General features: G+C 37.6%; 20 protein-coding genes. 1 reads left to right on the top strand and 19 read right to left on the bottom strand.

Annotation, left to right across the window (positions count from 1 at the left end):
* Positions 1 to 6: 6 nt before the first annotated feature.
* From F3D3_RS03035 to F3D3_RS03005, 7 genes are all read right to left on the bottom strand, one after another.
* Positions 7 to 1179: an ArsA family ATPase gene (locus tag F3D3_RS03035; protein WP_306455906.1), complete on the bottom strand. Its 1173-nt coding sequence runs from the start codon at positions 1177 to 1179 to the stop codon at positions 7 to 9.
* Positions 1180 to 1346: 167 nt separating this feature from the next.
* Entirely contained in the window at positions 1347 to 1835 is a 489-nt protein-coding gene (locus F3D3_RS03030; RefSeq protein ID WP_175438272.1) for a MarR family winged helix-turn-helix transcriptional regulator, read from the bottom strand.
* Positions 1836 to 2074: 239 nt separating this feature from the next.
* Entirely contained in the window at positions 2075 to 2968 is an 894-nt protein-coding gene (locus tag F3D3_RS03025) for a fructose bisphosphate aldolase (RefSeq protein WP_069871091.1), read from the bottom strand.
* A gap of 97 nt (positions 2969 to 3065) precedes the next feature.
* A complete protein-coding gene (locus F3D3_RS03020) occupies positions 3066 to 4712 on the bottom strand; it encodes a bifunctional diguanylate cyclase/phosphodiesterase (protein WP_069871089.1) in 1647 nt (548 codons plus the stop codon).
* A gap of 338 nt (positions 4713 to 5050) precedes the next feature.
* On the bottom strand, positions 5051 to 6031 hold the full coding sequence (locus F3D3_RS03015; protein WP_069871087.1) for a dipeptidase: 981 nt from the start codon (positions 6029 to 6031) through the stop codon (positions 5051 to 5053).
* A 77-nt stretch (positions 6032 to 6108) separates the two neighbouring features.
* Positions 6109 to 6948: a prenyltransferase gene (locus F3D3_RS03010; protein WP_069871086.1), complete on the bottom strand. Its 840-nt coding sequence runs from the start codon at positions 6946 to 6948 to the stop codon at positions 6109 to 6111.
* 50 nt (positions 6949 to 6998) lie between these two features.
* On the bottom strand, positions 6999 to 7517 hold the full coding sequence (locus F3D3_RS03005; RefSeq protein ID WP_069871084.1) for a PadR family transcriptional regulator: 519 nt from the start codon (positions 7515 to 7517) through the stop codon (positions 6999 to 7001).
* 121 nt (positions 7518 to 7638) lie between these two features.
* Between F3D3_RS03005 and F3D3_RS03000 the strand changes: the two genes are divergently transcribed.
* Entirely contained in the window at positions 7639 to 9012 is a 1374-nt protein-coding gene (locus F3D3_RS03000; RefSeq protein WP_069871082.1) for an MATE family efflux transporter, read from the top strand.
* Positions 9013 to 9040: 28 nt separating this feature from the next.
* Here the strand turns inward: F3D3_RS03000 and F3D3_RS24860 are convergent, their stop codons facing one another.
* The 12 genes from F3D3_RS24860 to F3D3_RS02940 all read right to left on the bottom strand — a co-directional run bounded on the left by F3D3_RS24860 (position 9041) and on the right by F3D3_RS02940 (position 19451).
* Complete coding sequence (locus F3D3_RS24860; protein ID WP_069871080.1) at positions 9041 to 9544, bottom strand: TatD family hydrolase; 504 nt, start codon at positions 9542 to 9544, stop codon at positions 9041 to 9043.
* Positions 9545 to 9600: 56 nt separating this feature from the next.
* Positions 9601 to 10119: a hypothetical protein gene (locus tag F3D3_RS24855; RefSeq protein ID WP_069871079.1), complete on the bottom strand. Its 519-nt coding sequence runs from the start codon at positions 10117 to 10119 to the stop codon at positions 9601 to 9603.
* Between the two features lie 128 nt (positions 10120 to 10247).
* A complete protein-coding gene (locus F3D3_RS02985; protein ID WP_069871077.1) occupies positions 10248 to 11183 on the bottom strand; it encodes a YafY family protein in 936 nt (311 codons plus the stop codon).
* A 57-nt stretch (positions 11184 to 11240) separates the two neighbouring features.
* Complete coding sequence (idi, locus tag F3D3_RS02980) at positions 11241 to 11858, bottom strand: isopentenyl-diphosphate Delta-isomerase (protein WP_242877066.1); 618 nt, start codon at positions 11856 to 11858, stop codon at positions 11241 to 11243.
* Between the two features lie 72 nt (positions 11859 to 11930).
* Positions 11931 to 12221 carry a hypothetical protein gene (locus F3D3_RS02975; RefSeq protein WP_069871075.1) on the bottom strand — a complete coding sequence of 97 codons (291 nt, stop codon included), beginning with the start codon at positions 12219 to 12221 and terminating at the stop codon, positions 11931 to 11933.
* A gap of 136 nt (positions 12222 to 12357) precedes the next feature.
* On the bottom strand, positions 12358 to 12960 hold the full coding sequence (locus tag F3D3_RS02970; protein WP_069871073.1) for a superoxide dismutase: 603 nt from the start codon (positions 12958 to 12960) through the stop codon (positions 12358 to 12360).
* A gap of 114 nt (positions 12961 to 13074) precedes the next feature.
* Positions 13075 to 13941 carry a DUF3298 and DUF4163 domain-containing protein gene (locus tag F3D3_RS02965; protein WP_069871071.1) on the bottom strand — a complete coding sequence of 289 codons (867 nt, stop codon included), beginning with the start codon at positions 13939 to 13941 and terminating at the stop codon, positions 13075 to 13077.
* On the bottom strand, positions 13934 to 14431 hold the full coding sequence (locus F3D3_RS02960; protein ID WP_069871069.1) for an RNA polymerase sigma factor: 498 nt from the start codon (positions 14429 to 14431) through the stop codon (positions 13934 to 13936). Before F3D3_RS02960 ends, F3D3_RS02965 begins: the two co-directional genes overlap by 8 nt.
* Positions 14432 to 14609: 178 nt before the next feature.
* A complete protein-coding gene (locus tag F3D3_RS02955) occupies positions 14610 to 16082 on the bottom strand; it encodes a hypothetical protein (RefSeq protein WP_069871067.1) in 1473 nt (490 codons plus the stop codon).
* A gap of 116 nt (positions 16083 to 16198) precedes the next feature.
* Positions 16199 to 16852: a hypothetical protein gene (locus F3D3_RS02950; RefSeq protein WP_069871065.1), complete on the bottom strand. Its 654-nt coding sequence runs from the start codon at positions 16850 to 16852 to the stop codon at positions 16199 to 16201.
* 223 nt (positions 16853 to 17075) lie between these two features.
* Positions 17076 to 18782, bottom strand: a complete 1707-nt coding sequence (locus tag F3D3_RS02945; RefSeq protein WP_069871064.1) for a Hint domain-containing protein — start codon at positions 18780 to 18782, stop codon at positions 17076 to 17078.
* A 15-nt stretch (positions 18783 to 18797) separates the two neighbouring features.
* The gene (locus F3D3_RS02940) at positions 18798 to 19451 is read right to left on the bottom strand and encodes a hypothetical protein (RefSeq protein ID WP_175438271.1); all 654 of its coding nucleotides are present in this window, start codon (positions 19449 to 19451) and stop codon (positions 18798 to 18800) included.
* Positions 19452 to 19509 lie beyond the last annotated feature (58 nt).

Below are 19509 nucleotides of genomic sequence, written 5' to 3'. Positions count from 1 at the left end.
ACTGTTTCACTTTTCAAGTAGTGTTATCGTGAGTATGCCCTCATCAAACTGAGCATTTGTTATTTCATGATTTCTAAGCGTACTTGGCTTAGGGATATTGCGTTTAAAGTTGCCTATTTTTAGGATAATATCGGTTAAGGATTCATGTAGTTTGACATCGGCTTTCTCCACACAAGGTAGGTTTAATTTCAAGATATAACCGTTTTGTACTTTTTCATAAGTTTCACCTTGAATATCTTTTATAACGCTAAAGACATCTCGATTTTTTAATACTGCCTTTGCAATGAGATCTATTCCCGAGAGGCCATTAAGATCGGTGTCGAACCATGGTATTTTATAAATTGGAATCTCCCCAAATATCATTTCGTATTCATCAATGTATTGATGTTGAATTTCAATCCATTCATTGAAAAAGGGATTGTCTATATCACTTGGCAGAATGCGATTGATATAGAGACCATCTACTTGGAAATTATACAAATTCATATACATATAGTTGCGTTTCGTTTCTTCAACGACCATCTTTTCTGGTATTGCAACGATACGGATCGAGGTAACTTCTCTATTTTTAAATAACGCTTGAAGCTGTGCCAATTTTAAAAACATCTTTTCAACATCAGAAATGGCTGCTTTATTAGGCAATTCAATCTTAAAGGCCGCTTTGGAAATAGGTGCCAATACCCTAAGTGCTACCTTGCCAACTGGCAGAAACTTTTCCATATACCATGATAATAATTCTGGAATCTTCAGCATTGCAATGGTCTCACCTGTTGGGGCACAATCCACTATAATGCGTTCAAAATCACCCGTCTCATAAATTTCCAAAATCTTTAATAGAGAAAATAATTCATCCATCCCCGGAAGAACAGAAAGATGCTCCACACCCGATATGGGTGCACCTGATGAACGGATCATATTAATCAAAGCATTTTTCATATCACCAAATTCATTTTCCATCATATGGTTAGGATCAATTTCCAGAGCAAAAAGATTTTCTTCAACTTGGCACGTTGTTTTACCAAGTGATACACCAAAAATATCACTCAAGTTATGTGCCATATCTGTACTTACAATGAGTGTTTTCTTGCCTTCCAACGAGGAATATCTTGCATGTGCCGCCGCCACACTGGTCTTTCCGACGCCACCTTTCCCTGTAAAAATGAGTATTCTGCTCATCATTTCACACCTACTTTCTTTTATAAACTAATGACAACTAATTATTTCTCTTTCCGAATAGTTCTTTTGTCGAAGTATTTTTTCTAATATAAGCTACCTCTCTAGGTAGCCAATATCACGGGTGTCTTTTACTCAACCCGTTTTAACTTATTATTTTTTCACTTTGTATTCTACTCAATTACTATTTTTCTTACCGAACTCTTTCTTTGAACTTCTTTATTACTTTCATCTTGGAGTATCGTGATCACCTTGTCAAAAATCGTCCCAACAGTGGCCATTTCTTCGGCTGATAATGCCGTTATAAATCTTTGACCATAATGTATAAAGGCACTCATCATCGCATTGATCTGCTTCTTCCCTGCATCGGTTAAAACAATCGTCACCACACGTTTATCTGCCATACTTCTGACGCGTTCAATCATAGCTTTTTTTTCCATACGCGTCACAATACCAGTTGCTGTGTTAAGTGGAATGCTCAGATAGTCGGCAATTTGAGTCATATTGACCTGAGCGCCTCTGTATAACAAAATCAAAACAAACAGCTCATTCTTGGTACAATTTAGAAGAATGTTCTCCCATATTTCTTGAGATATAAGTACTCTTATCTGATCAAAGATCTCAAAAAACGCGTTTTCTATATTGTTAAAATCGATTTCCACAATACTTCCTCCTTCGAATTAATTTAATTCTACCACCGAAGCATTATTTTGTCAACCGCAATTGTTTAGTCTTCTCATATTAACATTGGTATACAATTTGAAATTTCATCGCGATCAAAAGATCATACAAAAGGCCTGCCTACATGAATCAATCACATGGGCAAGCCTTCTTTAATTGTTTAGTCTTTAATTGTTTAGTCTTTAATTGTTTAGTCTTTAATTGTTTAATCCTTAAATGACTATTCGGGTGATACTGAAGCCTCATAAATAGATTGAATTGATTGACCGATCATCTGATCAAACGCATCATCACTTTGTTGAGCACTCAAACCTTCTGTCAATGCCCTAGAAAAGCTCGCAATCAGCTTGCGATTTTTAGAGAGTTTTACGTTAGCCTCTTCTCTTGAATAACCACCCGATAATGCAACCACTCTGACGACATTTGGATGATCGCTAAGGCCTTCGTAAAAACTATCAATTTCTGGAATAGTCAGTTTGAACATGACTTTTTGATCCGAATTTAATGATTTTAAAGCCTCTATCAGTTCTTTTTTTAGAACTGCCTCAGCCGTTTGCTTATTGACCGTATGAATATCCACTTCAGGTTCAATAATGGGCACAAATCCAGCTGCAATAATCACTTTAGCAATTTCGAACTGCTGAGCAACGATTGCCTTTATACCCGTCTCGTTCACTTCTTTTATGACTGAACGCATTTTAGTTCCAAAAATATGACGTTCCTTAGCACGTATGAGTAAGTCATCAAGATTGGAAATGGGCTTCATCAATTGGACCCCATTCTCTAAATCGGCTAAACCCTTATCTACTTTTAAAATAGGCACGATACCCTTAGTTTCCCAAAGATAATCAGCGCTGTATTGTCCATCCACTTTTAAATCCATTGTATTTTCAAATAGAATCGCTGCAAGAATTCTTTCTTTCGTGAATGCAGGACTTTTCATAATTCGTGTGCGCATTTCATGTACAAGCTGAAACATCTCAGCTTCACCTTTATATGCATCTTCTGTAACACCATAAGTTGCAAGTGCTTTTGGCGTACTACCACCACTTTGATCAAGCGCCGCAACAAAGCCTTTATCATTTTTCATTCTTTCTAACTGTACAATGTTCATAAAACACCTCCACTTACTAATTTATAACTCTTTTTACCTATTACCCTTTATCCACAACATCCAACACCTTTTTTCTAATATGACAGATTTGTAAAATTTAATTCGCGTTATTCAGCGCTAGAGTGTCCATTTCGTTTAGTGGCATTGAATAATAATACCCCTGCATCATGTTGATGTGCATCTGCTCCAAAAATTCAGCCTGTTCTCGCGTTTCAACCCCTTCTGCAAGTACACTTAAATTAAACTGTCTTGCTAGGGATATGATGGTCTCCAAAAGATACCTTTTCCTTTTACAGGTCAAAATTTCATCTACAAAGCCTTTATCAATTTTCAAAACATCTATCGGTAATTGATCTAAATAGTTTAGGGACGAGTACCCTGTACCAAAATCATCTAAATAAATCTTTATACCTTTATCTCGAAGGTTATTAAGATGCTTAACAACCAATTCAAATTTTTCTATCAATATGGATTCAGTGATCTCCACACCGATTTTGAGAGGGTTCAACTTGTAGGTATCAATCTGCTTGAGAAACATTTCTGAAAAATCTTCTAGATCCAACTGTCGAGATGAAATATTGATGGTCACAGAATAGTCAGCCCCTTGGTTTGCAAGCCGACTGGCAAACTGGCACACAGATTCTATGATCAGATTGCCTAATCCGTGGATCAAAGTTGATTTTTCAGCAAGCGCAACGAAGATATCTGGCGAGACAACGCCAAAAGCATCATCATGCCATCTGGCTAAAGCTTCAACACTAACAATTTTTCTAGATTTTGTATCATAAATGGGTTGATAAACCATAAAAATTTTCTTCGATTCTATGGCTTGATCTAATGCCAGCGTCATGTTAAATCGATTTTTGATTTCATGATCCAACTTGAGATCATAGATAAAATAATGAATTGAGTGAAGTTCCTTCGTCTTGCTCAGTGCAATATCAGCTTCATTCAATAACAATTCAGCAGTTTTCTCTTTAGAATTGCAAATGGATATGCCTATTCGATATTTTATGTTAATCCCATGTTCCGTTAAAAAAACAGAACGTCCTATATCAAACTCTATTTTATTTTGAAGCTCATTCATGGATACATCTGTAATGACAATCGCAAAAGTATCATTCCCAACCCTTGCAATGTGTTGCGCTTTGAACTGAGGATCACTTAAAAGCACCGATATCGTCTTGAGAACTCTATCTCCAAATCCATAGCCATAAACACTGTTGATATTTCTAAACTGAACGATATCGATAAGCAAAACCGATAGAGAGATGCTATTATCCCTTTCTAAAAAATCGTTTAAAGCTTTAATGAATCCTAGTCGATTGAATAGACCCGTCACAGAATCTTTATAGGCAATTTCCGTCAATTGACGGTTCTTCTCTGCATTGTCTTTCAGCAGCAAATTAACATGTGCGTTATTCTTGTACAAAGTTTCATTATCTTCTAGAATTTTTTTCTGATATGCCTTAAAAAGATTCACCACCTTCGGAAGAGTCACCAAAAGGATGAGAATAATGGTATACATACTTGTATAGGTCGACTTTGTCACCTCATAATGGTAAGAGGGATATTTGATATTATATAGAAAAGTCACAATGAGGTGCACTGTAATTAATATGTAACTCAGTTTTATATCCATCAAAGTGAATAAAAAAACGACAAATATAGGCACCCAAATAACCACACTTAAAATTTTACCGATGGAAACCACCGTTATAATACCATATAGCAATAAAGTCATCGTAAAAATGCCTTTGTCAATCTCGTTTCTTTAATCATGCATATTTCTCCTATAATAATTTAACTCCAAAGTCAATAATTCAATCTGCAACATCCTCTTGTTGGGATTAATCTTTACTCCATAATCATACTACGTTTTACTATATGAGTCTATCCGCTTTTAAATCATTGTCCGCCAAGACCACATTTTGTCGGACCCGTCCTCGTCTAACCGCTTAGAGCAGGTTAAACACGCCTGCCTCTAAGCTGGACGAAAACTAAAAAAGAACTACTCCTAGGAATAGTCCCAATAAAGGCTAAAAAAAACTTGCAGTTGATGTAAGGCAGAAATTAGCACAACTATAAACAAGCTTTCATAACCCTCAATACATTTTTATAAAACATTTTTTCGATCTCCGCTTCTTTAAAGCCAACTTCCTTTAAAGCCTCTTCAAGCAAATACATTTTATCACAGCTATCAATTTCAAGTTCCCCACTTATGCCATCAAGGTCACTCCCCAAGCCGATCACTTCAACACCTCCAACATTGGCGATGTATTTCGCCATCTCAGCATAAGCCTTTGCATAGCCATGCCTATCTGAAGTATCCACATTGGAAAAGGCGGGTGCAAAATTGATGCCTGTGATCCCACCTTGATTTGCAAGTACTTTTATCATATCATCTGTCAAATTTCTTTGATGATTGCTGAGACTTCTTGCATTGGAATGCGTTGCCACAAAAGGTTTTTTGCATATTTTTGCAACATCATAAAACCCACCATCTGATAGATGAGACACATCTACAATCATCCCGAGATTCTGCATATATTCAACGGCTTCTTTACCAAAATCTTTTAACCCTTTATTCATGATTTCTGGATTTGTTGAATTGGGATATCCAAAACAGTTTTCAAAATTCCAAGTTAAAGACATGGCTCTAAAGCCCATATCATAGAATTCTTTTATACGGCTCAATTTACCATTGACATCACGACTATCTTCCATCGTTAATAGGGCACTCATTTTACCTTGTTTTTCATTTTCAATAATATCCTGAGCATTGTATGCCATCTTGATGAGATTCCCATTTGCTTCAACATTTTTCATCAAATAGCCATGCAATCTGTTGATGTATTGCGCATCCGTCAAACCTTCAATCTTTAATTTATCATAAAAATCAGGTGGTGGCAGAAATACAGCAAAAAACTGAGCCAGCTGGCCAGCCGATTTCATCCTTTGAAAATCCACAGCTGTAAATTTTGAATTTAATAAATCTGCCTTGTCGCGATCATGAATTAACAGTTGCATCAACGTATCACAGTGCATATCGATAAATTTCATAGTCTTACACATCCTCTCATCTGTCTTAAATGGCATTATTTGTCTATTCTATCAATTTCAAATTTAATCTTGCACCTTCACGCCTCATCTGTAAGATTGCTTAAAATCTCGTGATACCGTCTTGTGGCCAGTTCACTGGGTTCACCTTTTTTACAAAAAGAAAACTGGGCCAATTTAGGCACATTGCGTTCAATAACAATTTTATCATCTTTCATTTTAGATTCCAATGCACTTAAGGCCTCTAAAAACCTTGGATCTCTTTTTGCACGTTTGTAAAAGGACAAAATATAGACATACATAAAGAGATTGTAATTGCGAAATGGATACTCCACTTGCATAAACAGTGTGCCTATACCATAGTGACAAGGCCCGATTGGCTTCCTAATCGTCCAGTGGTCGAGTAAAAATGCTACGGCCTTATCCAGTTCGGGGGATTTGTTAAGGTAATCGCTAAAACGAAAAGCACTTAACGCAACAAGCGTCGGGAGGGGATTTGAATACGCCGTTTCTGGACCACGTCCAAATGTAAATTTGTTACACCGCCATCCGCCATCACCAAATTGAGTTTCTAAAAGGTGTTGAAAGGTTTTTTGCAATCTTTTATCTGAAGCCAATCCCATATGACACAGTGCATCAGCAGCATGAACCGTATGACACGGATAAATGCCTCCACTTGGATACAGTTTAAACCGGCCATCCGATCTCCAAGTGCTAAATATCAAATCTGCACATTCTTTTAATAACGGTTCAGCAGGGGGCATCCCCAATTCAATCAAATAGTGGACACACTCTAATGTTGAAAAAGGCGATCCTTTGATCAACCGTTTATCTGGGGTCGTCCAATAGTCCGCTCCATGATCATACCGATGTGATAATAGAGCATCCACGTCTGCTTGGTATTGCTTTCTTATGGTCATTATCGGCCTCCTTTCAATGTCATTTTATCATATTCTCTTTTGACATTAAATTAATCTTTTAAAGTCTGAATCCACTTTTCAAGTTCCTTTGCGAGTATAAGCTGTTGCTGCAACACAGCTTTACCTGTCGATGGTATTTCCGGCATATTGCCCTTTAGACTCATGTTTTCTTCAAGATACGATTTTAATACCGCAATATTCTCTCCAATATGTGTCAAACACAATTGTCGATTTTCTGGAGTAAGGCTCTCTAAATTCACAATCACCGCATTGAAGTCTAAAAAGATATTAATGGATTGTGAAGCAATGCCCATCATTAAATTTTCAAACTGTTGCTCTCCGGCATCGGTTAGAGCATAAACAGCCTTTTCAGCCATCTTGCCCTCTTTAATCAGGGTACTTTTTATATAGGCTTTTTCCTCTAATTGAATAACTTTTTTATATATTGAAGGCGTACTAATCTTAACCCATTTAGATATGTTGCGATATTCTACCCGTTTTTGAATGTCATAAGCACTTAATGGCTCTTTCTTTACAATCCCTAATACAATCAAATCAATCGTTGACATAAACAGACTCCTTTTCAATTTTCTTCTTGACATGTACTATAATTTATAGTACTATCACGTTATTGCTATAATTTATAGTAATATATTCTACAGTTTGTGTCAATAGGAAGGAGTGTTTCAAATGAATGAGAAAAACAAAAAAATTGAGTTATTAGGAAATGTCCCAATACCCAAAGCACTTTTAACGCTGGGGTTACCCGCTATGATCGGCATGATGATCAATGCACTATACAACTTGGTAGATGCCTATTTTGTAGGCGGCCTTGGAACAAGTCAGATGGGGGCTATATCGGTCACTTTTCCACTCGGTCAACTCGTTGTTGGTTTAGGGTTATTGTTCGGGAATGGCGCCGCTTCCTATATTTCCAGATTACTCGGTCGTCACGAGCAAGAAAAAGCAGGGCAAGTTGCCAGCACTGCTGTTTATAGCAGCATCATCGTTGGCACAATCGCCATCATCGGCATTATGATCTTCTTATACCCTATTCTTAAACTTTTAGGCGCAACAGAGAGCATCATGCCATATGCTATAACTTATGCGAGCATCAATCTCATTTTTTCTATTTTTAACGTTTTTAATGTCACTATGAATAACATTGTTACCAGTGAAGGCGCTGCAAAAACAACTATGATCACAATGCTTGCAGGCGCGTTATTAAACATGATTCTAGACCCTATTTTCATCTATACTCTAAACATGGGCGTCGCTGGCGCAGCCATAGCAACAGCACTTTCTCAAATTTTTTCTTCGCTGATTTACGTCTTCTACATTTTAAGTCAAAAAAGTATTTTCAATTTTCGCATCAAGGCGTGTTGCTTCTCACGTGAAATCATGTCCGAAATACTAAAGATTGGGGTTCCCACTTTAATATTTCAGCTGTTAACGAGCCTCGCCATAACGCTTACGAACATGGCCTCTTCAAACTATGGCGATTCTGTAATTGCTGGCATGGGCGCCGTCACACGTATTATTTCATTGGGAAGTCTGATCGTTTTTGGGTTTCTAAAAGGTTTTCAACCCCTTGCGGGTTATAATTATGCGGCTAAAAATTATGCCCGATTACATGAAGTCATAAAAACGGCATTATTGTGGACAACTCTATTCTGCGTATGCCTCGGATTGACATTGATTTTATTTCCAACACCTATTATTTCTCAATTTACAAAAGGGGATGCAGTGTTAATTGACATTGGTCAAAAAGCGCTCAGAGCAAACGGTTTATCCTTTATGCTATTTGGTTTCTATACCGTCTATTCCTCTCTATTCCTCTCTCTAGGAAAAGCCAAAGAAGGCCTTTTACTGGGTATATGTAGACAAGGTATTTGTTTCATCCCGATGATTCTCACTCTGCCAATGGTTTGGGGCATAAATGGCATCCTCTATGCTCAACCCATTGCGGATGCAATTACTACTATCATCACAGCATTCGTGTCTATCAGGCTTTACAAAACCTTGTCGTTTAAAGTTGTATCTGATTGCGAGGAAAGTGCTTAACAACTATCGTTAGAGTGTTAAAAATCCGTTATTTAACATCATAAAATTCAGCTGGATTCTTTGTCATCATGTTTATGAGGGTCTCTTTAGAAATGCCACGTTCTTCGCAATACGGTATAAACTGCTTGAAAAAACTGGTACAGTTATGCGCATGGCCCTTCTTTAAAAGTGCTTCATGTATATCATAATCTTGAGATAGCAATATTCGATCTTGTTGACCAGCCTTTATGGCTTCTTTAAGATACTCTATTTTTTGCTCATAAGTGCCCACTTGAATCATATCAAAGCCAATCCAAAGACCCTTATCATACGCAAACTTTATGGTTTCTTTATGGCCCGCCTCATCTGCATGCGCCCATAAAAATTTATTTAAATCAGCATTTTCTTCTTCAAGTAAATGGACGACATCATAAACCCGATTATGCTCCAAAATATGACAATGAATTGGCATCCCTGTCTTTTTGCTTGCAATGACTGCCGCTTTTAATAAAGCTTGGTCATGATCCGACAGTTCACCTCTTTCTAAAAGCAACTTGATATAACCCTTGAGGAGATGTCCCCCACTTCTCAAAGTGGGGGTTCATATTCCTAATTCAGTGGGAGTCCAAACTCCCACTGAATGCAATCCGATAGGATTGTGCAAGTGTTACGAAGGTAGCGAAGCGGACTGAGTAGACGCTTTGATCCGGGTCTGATAACGGTGCCTTCAATGGTGTCTAAACCTTCTTGAAAGTCATTTATCCATTTTTTAGATATCTGAGAGATAAAAGTATCTTTAAACATTTCGTGTATATGTTTTGGTACATTGTGCCCTGTACACGGTATTATATGCACCCCTGAGGCCATAGATAACTGCTTAAGCAACTTCACATTTTGACCGCCGATCGGTGGCGAAGTTTCAACGATTGCTCTACAAGACAACTGGTAGAGTTCATTAAGGACTGGTAATATCATTTCGTGAGAGGCTTTAATATCTTCATCGTCGTATTTTTTGTTAAAATACATTTGGTTCGCATAGGTTTCGTTTTCTTCCCATTTAAAATGCTCATGTCCAAGTGTGAGCCCTAGTTGCGCTTTGTTTATAGGACCATTTACTGTGTATATCATTTTTCAGCTCCTTAAAATTTTATAGATTATTAGAGTGTCAAAACCTTGTTTTATCAGGCCCGTCCTCGTCTAATAATCATCATAACAAACAAACCCTGACATATACTTGTCAGGGTTTGTTTGTATTTTTATTTATACTTTTTTTTAAGTTGTTCAACGATATGCTTAATCTGAATAAGATATTCACTTGGACCAAGTACCGTGATTGTCTCTGGGTTTTCAAGAACGATATTGGTGATTTCCTGTTCTTGTCTCGTGGTTACTTGTATCAAAATCATATCTCCATCCTCTAAAACCTTTGAATCTTTGAAATAATCATTCTCTTTTAAGATTCTATACAGACTTCTGCTGATTTTTAGGGTGTAGGTACGCCGTTTAAATTTATCAGAAACAGAAGAGATGACTTCATCCATATGTTCATTTGCCTCTGCATGGACTGCTATTTCCATCATTCTGTCTAGCCTAAAAACACGTTTTGCTTGCCTTAAGTGACAATAGGCAGATAAATACCACGCACCAGCTTCAAAAAAAAGTTCTTGAGGAGATACTTGCCTTCGAACACGTTGATCACTTACGGGCGAATAATAGATAAACTCCAGTTGTTTTCTATGTATAAGGGCAGTTGTAATCGCTTTTAAAATGCCATCTGCATAGTTTGCTGGATTAATATAAGATACATAAAATGAAATGCGCTTTAATAATTTTTCTGCATCGCTTTGATCACGGTTATTAAGCGTATTGACGATTTTACTTCTCAACAGTTCATAGTCACTTTTATAATTTGGGAAGTTAATATCTCTACCCAGTTTTAAGATCATCAGTAACAGCATTGCTTCGTCTTCATTCAGTTTTATACTGGGTATAAAATAATCATCCTCAATTTCATACCCACCCTTAAAACCCTCATACGAAATAATCGGTACTTTGAGTTGACTGAGTGCATCTATATCTCTATAAATAGTGCGCTCACTCACTTCAAATATATCTGCTAATTGTTTCCCTGTTAATCGCCCTCTTTCCTTAAGTGAAAAAATAACACCGTTTAATCTTTCGGCCTTTTTCAAAATGACGCCTCCATATTTAGTCTCCTTGAGCTTGTTCTAAAGCATTTTCAAGTGCTTTTAAATGGGGAGCTCGTTAATAGAAGCTCTAATTTTATCTTCTGCCAAAGCAAACAAGTATTTAAACCAATAAGTATATTGATCAGGGGATTTCTCAATATCCAGTTTTATTGCATCTAAATCTAACCACTTATATTCTGATACTTCTTCTAGATTGATGTTCACTTCTCCATCATAAAATCCGATAAAGACATGATCAAATTCATATTCATGCAAATCTGTTTCAAATGTCGTCTTATATACAAATTCGAAGACTTCACTTAACGCACATTGGAAGCCCATTTCTTCTTGCAATCTCCTACTGACAGCATGCGCTGTGCGCTCTCCAAATCTGGGGTGACTGCAACAGGTGTTCGTCCAAAGTCCTGGCGTATGGTATTTAGACAAACTCCTTCTCTGTAAGAGCAACTGCTTACTTGAGTTGAAAACAAGTATTGAAAAAGCTCTATGAAGTATCCCTTTGTGATGCGCTTCCATCTTCTCAATGGGTCCTAGCGCGTTATCCTTTTCATCCACCCTGATGATCATTTCTTCTACAGTTTTAAGCATCGTTTCCTTGTATACTAAATCGATCTTAGTATGCTCTCCTTCCGTTGTTGTTATTTTATTTATAACCATTGGTTAACGCTCTATAGTAAAAGGTGGATCATAAAAATCCACCTTCAAAATCAATTTTTTATTCATTTGATCCTATTTATTCAAATAACATGTCACACAAAATGTTTCGCCCTCGTCACTGTTACTAGACATATGCTTGATTTCTTGACCACATTTTGAGCACTTTGACATGATAAAGTTGCCATCTTCTTGAACTTTTTCATACTGCTCACAGGCTAAATCGCACCCGTCTTCTTCACAGGTTATACAGTCTTCAGATGGAAATCCAAACGCGCAAGTTTCTGAAATTTCATTTTGATCATGATCACCTTCATCGATAATACTCTTTAAATGCTTACAGCTGCTACAAATGCATTCGCTCATTGTATTGCCTCCTCAAATAAACTGCCGTGTCCATGAATTATACCAAATTCAAATTATGAATACAACTCATGATCCACAAAAAAGCCCTCTCATCTCTTTCGTAAATACAAGAGATAAAAGGGCTTCATATTATTTCCTACTTAAATTGTTCAAATCTGCTTTCGACTTCATCCCAATTCACAAGATGCCAAAAGGCACTGATATAATCAGGTCGCTTGTTTTGAAATTTTAAATAATAAGCATGTTCCCATACATCCAAACCGAGGAGCACGTCTTTGCCATCAGATAATGGTGAATCCTGATTCGCTGTTGATTCAATGCCTAACACGCCATCTTTAATCGTAAGCCAAGCCCATCCAGATCCAAATCGCTTTGCAGCAGCTTCATTAAAGTTTTCCTTAAAGGTCTCAAAAGATCCAAATTGCTTTACAAGAGCTTCCTTTAACTTGCCTTTAGGTTCTCCACCGCCGTTTGGCGATAACAGTGTCCAAAATAGAGAATGATTGTAAAAACCACCACCATTATTTCGAACGGCTACTCTGACATCCTCAGGTATAGCCTCTAACCCCTTTAAAATAGCTTCAATGGATAAGTCTATGTCCTTGCCCTCTAATGCGGCATTTAAATTGTTTGTATATCCAGCATGATGTTTGGTATGATGGATTTCCATTGTTTGCTTGTCAAAATGTGGTTCTAATGCATCGTATGCATATGTCAAATTCGGTAATTGAAATTTCATAATAAACCTCCTAAATAGCTGTTGCGTTTTATGCAATTGATAATAATTCTCATTTGTTGTTTATATCATATCAACTTAGTAGGATTTAGTCAACCGTTATTGGACTCTTTTTTACTATTTAATAATTTCAAAGTCTTGAATCCCCATTGGAGGTGGTGCTATTTCACCTTTATCAAAGGAAATAACGATGTTCTCAGCCTCATTGATATAGAATTTCAACGGCTTTTCAGTATCACTCAGCGCTTCACTTATTGTCGCACTTGTGAGGGTATAAGACCAGTCCGGATGTTCCAGTATACGCTGTTCTATTTGTTCCTGAATACGCTCTGAAATGATTTCTATATACTGATCTCCGAGTTTGTCCGCTAAGGTGATGTCCTTTCCTGTATTTAAATCAATATTATAGAAAGTTTGATAATTATAAGCTGTCACAGAAGATTCCATATCATTAATGACAAATGACAACATATTTTCATTACTAAATTTCACTTCATAGCTAATCATAATATAAAAAGGAACCAACTCTTCTTCTGTTCCACCTGAAGCTAACTGATCGTCAAGAACTGCCTTGCCTCTAATTTTTGCGTTTTCAACAATACTGTCAATTTTATCTTGAATCTGATCGTTAATACGGACCTCTAAATCTGTGTTTCCCGTATTTCTAATAGAAGGCATTTCAACTTGTATGTCATAGGTTGTATCGGATAGTTCATACGTTCTAAACGTAAAGACACGTGCAACCTCGCCAATTATTGGTATTTCATAAACTGCCGAGGCAAACGTTGGCATCGTATTGAGCATAATAACGCAGATTGCAAACATTGCAGCAGTACTGACCAATGCAGGTCTAACCCATTTGTAATGATCTGTTTTTTTTCGTTTCTGTTCCACTGCGCTTACTGCACGTTCAACCATGAGGTTGTAAGACTGCGGTGGTGTTATATTTTTATATATTTTTTGAGTTTGCTTTAATTTATTCAATATCATCACTCCCTATCGTTATTTTTAAAAGGTCAAGTGCCTTATACAAACGTGATTTTACCGTGTTCAAGTTACTATCTGTCACCTTTGCAATTTCTGATAATTTCAGATCTTCATAATATCTGAGGATTATAACCGTTCTCAGTTTGGGTTCCAATTCAGAAACTGCATTAAAAAGTGTGAAGGTCTCAGCAACATCTTTGTCTTCGTAGCTGGCATTTTCAAGAACACCTTCCTTATGGCTATATTTATTGTTTTTTCGCAAATAATTGAGACTTTCGTTAATGACAATTCTATAAAACCAAGTTTTTACATAAGCTTCATTTTGAAGTGTATGCACTTTTTCTATCGCTTTACAGATTGCTTCTTGGACCACATCTGCGGCATCGTCACTATTTTTAGTGTAACTGTAAGCCAATCTGTAAAAATGATTTTGGTCGCCCAGAATATAGGCCTTAAGCGTATCTAGTTTGCTGTCTTTTTTTCGCAAAACACAGTTCCTCCTTATTAATCTCTCTTTTTTTTCCCGCGGTATATTAATTAGACACATCACATGGCTAAAAAGTTTATAATTCAGAATAAATAATCGTTAGAAATATTATGCGCTCTCATAAAAAGGCCCCAGAATCTCTTTTCCTGAAATTCTGAGGCCTTTAGCACGCTAACACCTAAACATCATAAATGTGGTTATAAGTGACAACTAACCGCCCAGTTAAAGCTCTATCTGTTCGCCACGGTGCCGTCCACCCCATTGCATTATGTCTTCCCATAATATTTGCATTAGGATGTCCGTGTGTCACACCATTTGCAGAATAGAAGGCATACCTATAATTCGGGTCATTTTTGGGTGTCGGAATGTATAAGCTATTTACCACTGGATTTTGAGCACAAGGCGGCAAAGCATAATCACCGCCATGATGACACACTTGAAGATACGCACAGTCGTTCTTTTGAACATTTGGTATCCCCGAATATGTACAATCGCCGACTAGCAGCATCTGCTGATATTGTAACACATTTAAAGAATTGATTAAATTTATTCTCGCATATATGCCATGATGATGCGGATGCCTTCCAGCCAGAAGTGCTGGGTCAAAGGCATCAATTTTGCCCAAAATTAGATTTGGATTATTATAAACGTTATATACTTGATTATTTGCTGGATACACATTAGGTAAAACCGTCATTGTACCCCCATATAAGTTTAAATTATGGGCTACAATATTAGCGACAGGCGCAGCTGTTTGTGGCACAAGCCATGTGGACTGTGCCCAAAATGCATCATAATTGTGATTCCCATTGATCTGCCTTACCAAACAAATATGATCATTATGCCAATGAGACAGAATCACAGTCTTTGCAGGTGTATTGATCAAGTCTTGTGAAATAATCGCTAAATTTGCCACAGCTTTATTCGAGTTAGCACGTACATAAGCATTTCCGCTGTTATTACCACTTTTATACCCAAAATCAAAATACGCTTCCGTTTGATGGGGCACCAAGCAGCCCAACGCAACAGAATACGCTGCTGAAAGAAGCCCAACGCATAGAGCAGCGCCTACATAATAAACGGTGGCACCCCAAAACAGAGTATTCTGATCAATTGCTTGGATCCACTCTCCATTTAGCGCCCTATTAGCGTTTACGTTTTTACCTTCAAGGGAACGTATACTCATGAGCTTATTGAGCGTCTCTCTATCTTGCTGATTTGCTAAGTATATCGAACACTTTCCGTACGCGATTGGTTCATCTCCCATAAACGGTACAAGCTGATAGTCGTAATTTCCACCCTCAACAAGGAGATACCAGTCTGTAATCACAATCTGCTCAGCTTCTGCTGGCACATCAAACCATATTGTCAGATAATAAATCGTCTCTTCATTGCCGAAATAAGCCAATTTTTTTTGATAAAACATCTCATGATCCGCACCATGTTCCAAATAATGATTCAGCAAGTCTATATAGGATTCATCTTGACTGTCAAGTGCCATTGCTTTATCACGTTTCAAAAAAGCGGCCACCTTTGAGGATTGAATAACTTCAAATTCAATCCCACTTCGCATTTTGCCCTCCTCCTCAAAAACAAACCTAGAGGCATATGCATGACAGCTCCAATTTGTATCTTCTTTAAATGCATTCATCAGTTCCACCCTTTCTAGTCAGTTTCGCATATACCCTCTACCATTTGTTATGTCACGTGCTTCACGTGAACGACATCATAGTGTAGAAGGTTGCTCAACTTTTGACACTATGACGATCATTGCCATTTTATATAAATACAAGGTAAGTAAGCATTAGTATTTTCTATGGCATTGTAGTATTCAGTGCCTTCATCTAAGGTATTTGTTGAATTGATGCCAATCGCAATATTATATTCATGATTAGAATCAACAGCTTTAACCGTGTAATAGAACTTAAATGAAAAAGCCATCTCGCCTTCTTGAACATCTGAATATAAACTTATATCCAAGTTTGAGCTCCAATATTCGTTAAGCTCGAACTCAACCACATGTGCGTTTATGCTAGGAATTCTAAAACATGATGCTATTTGCTCTTGCGAATACCCATAAAGACAAACACAATTGCCTCTATACTTGAGCATTGGCACATCCGTATTGAGGTTCGTATTATACCCTATGGGCATAAAATCTTCACTAAAGAGAATAGAACCCTTTATCGGCAATCTAACGCTCACTTTTTTTCTAAAGGATTTTACATTGTATTCGAAATAATAATAATCTGATACTGAATCAGAGGTTGACATGGCTTGATACATAGCCGTTATTGGATTATTGCCTTTATAGGATCTCGGATGATAAATATTGATAGTTTTGACAGGTGCTATGGATTTATTTTGATTCATAGAATCCGTTTCTGCACTTCTACTATACATTGGTTCAGTCGTTTTCATAGCATTCAAGGCCTCCCAGATAAAGGATGACCGTTGTCACAGAGCAACGATCATCCCTATTAACAACAAAGCGTATACTCAGTCCGCTTCACTACCTTCGTAACACTTGCACAATCCTATCGGATTGCATTCAGTGGGAGTTTGAACTCCCACTGAATTAGGAATATGAACCCCCACTTAGAGAAGTAGGGGACATCTCCTCAAGAGTTATATTAACTTCAACTTACAAAACACCCAAATGTCTCAAGAGCTGATCAAATTCCGCACTGAGCTCGCGAATCTCGTCGCTTACAGGGGTTTCATTTTTGGGCATGTGACCTTTATTATTTTGTAAATCAAAGTCCCCCGCCCATATGCCATTAGCCGCTACCCATTCACTGCCACCTTCCGAGACAATGCTGTATACTTTATCGTTATAAAACCTTGTGTAATTGAACTCAACCTCATCTTCAATACCGTCAACACAGAGCAGCTTCATTTTGGGCTTGATATCTCGTGCGCGTACAGCCCCTTTACTTGTTAATATTGGATGCATACCACTCACAAGAAGCCTTTTGCCGTCTTTTGTTTGAATACAGAAAATCATTTCCTCATTACCAGACACCATGTCCTTAATGAAGATCACTTTACCATTCTCTCCTAATAATTGATCGCCAGCTTTTAAGTCGCTAACCGTTTTAACCGTCATATCTGCCATCTGAATCATCGTATCTTTCCCAAAACACCCCCATCGGATGAATATATACGGCAAATAGGCATTCGTATCATCTGTAGATTCATAATAAGTTTTTCCTTTTTCTAATGTGTTCGTTGAATAAATAGAAACTGGCTGATTGTGTTCAATAGGTGTCCCTTTAATTTTGGTTTTCATGAAAAATGAGAATAAAAATGAAATATCACCTTCATGAACTTGACCGGTATAAGCACTAATATCCAAATTGGCGTTCCAATCCTGCTTCAGTTCAAATTCTACGACTTGTGGGTTTGTCTCTGAAATCTTAAAACAAGAGGCAATCTCAGCTTGAGAATAATTATATTTGCAGACGCCCTTTCCTCTAAACTGGAGCTGAGGTTTCTGACTTGTAATTTCCGTATTGTATTCAACTGGAGTAATATCATCACTAAATGTGATTTTCCCTTTTACAGGGAATATTGTGCGTACAGCATCTGTTCCAGAAATAATATGATTATCTGGATAGTTGTAATCCGCTGTTTCGCCTTTATCTGGACTCCTGCCGTACATCATCAAAATAGGATTATTCCCTATATAAGACCTAGGATCTTTAATATTCATGTATACAACAGGTGATGAGTCCCCTTCAAGTATAAACTCTTGACTGTCTGCATTTAAACTTATCATTGTGCCATCGCTTTTTAAAACAGCACTACAATCTATATAGTTTTTAATTTTTTGATTGCCAAACTGATTAAGATCTTCGCTATTGCGTTGCTGCACAGTTTCATAGTAATTTATATTGTCAAGTTTTCTACCAAATGAATGAATGATTGTACCATCCGTTTCATTCTTCATGTACCCGCTGACATAAGCAACAGTCCAGTCTTCATTGCCTTGAACTGACGTTGCCCCAGTGACCATACCTGCCTCTTCACTTTTGTTTTCTTGATTGGCCATCAACACATTGCTTTTTACTTGACCGCTAACTGGGGTCAGGGAAATTGCACCTGCAAACGCACCATTTTCAAGACCATCCGTATTTTTCTCAGATTCACCTTTGGATAAAGTATGCGTGTTTAACTGTTTTTCATGGTTATGCTTTTCAACTGTTTTTAGATAAGCTGCATAGACTTTTGGAAACTTATCTTTTAGGAGGTCTTCACCACCGAGGTGTTCAAGGACCTCTCTCGCTTCTTCAGGATTTGAAAAATCTCTTTGTCGCATTCTATTCATACCTAGATTTTGATTATTCATTTTGATCTCCTCGTCTTATTCTTTAATAATGAGTGTACCTCTGCCACCAACATCTCCGCGGATACCTTTTCTACCCTCTTTTCCATTGTGTCCATTACATTTTCCAGAACCACCGGCACCACCTCGACCAGCAATTCCAGCTTCTCCTCCTAGCGAACATAATTCTTTACCGATTACCTGACTCTCGTTCTCAGTTTTATATGTAATCGTTAATACGCCGCCACTACCACCATTGCCACCAAAAGTACCCTCTTGTCCATCTCCGCCGTTGCCACCATTGGCGCCATATGAACCGTCTCCGCCTTTACCGCCATCGCCGCCAAGACCGCCGAGACCCCCTTCTCCACCGCCATAGACATGGACATTTAAGTCGCTTTTTAAATTTTCAATGACAATCTCGCAAATAGCGCCCAGCTTGCCTTCCTCTCCATTTTCGCCATGCTTGCCTACATTTCCGTCAATCCCTTTTACTATAATATCTGGGGATTTTGATGCCTCTCCATCCACTTTTACCAGTTCATCAATTGTAAATGAACAATCCACAAGGATTTCGATGTAACCCCCTTGCTCAAGAGTAATAATGCCAAAAGCTTTGGTATAATGCTCATCTTCAATAATTAACGGACTCATTTTAGTAATTGTAACATCAGGATTTCTGATTTCTTTCATCTTGCTTACAGGATGCATGGTCAAACTTGCATCCCTTCCTCCCTTCCTTTTTTTAATA

The organism is Fusibacter sp. 3D3 (genome assembly GCF_001748365.1).
Taxonomy (GTDB): domain Bacteria; phylum Bacillota; class Clostridia; order Peptostreptococcales; family Acidaminobacteraceae; genus Fusibacter_A.
Note: the sequence above shows the minus strand (reverse complement) of the source record. Positions and strands in the feature narration are given on the sequence as shown.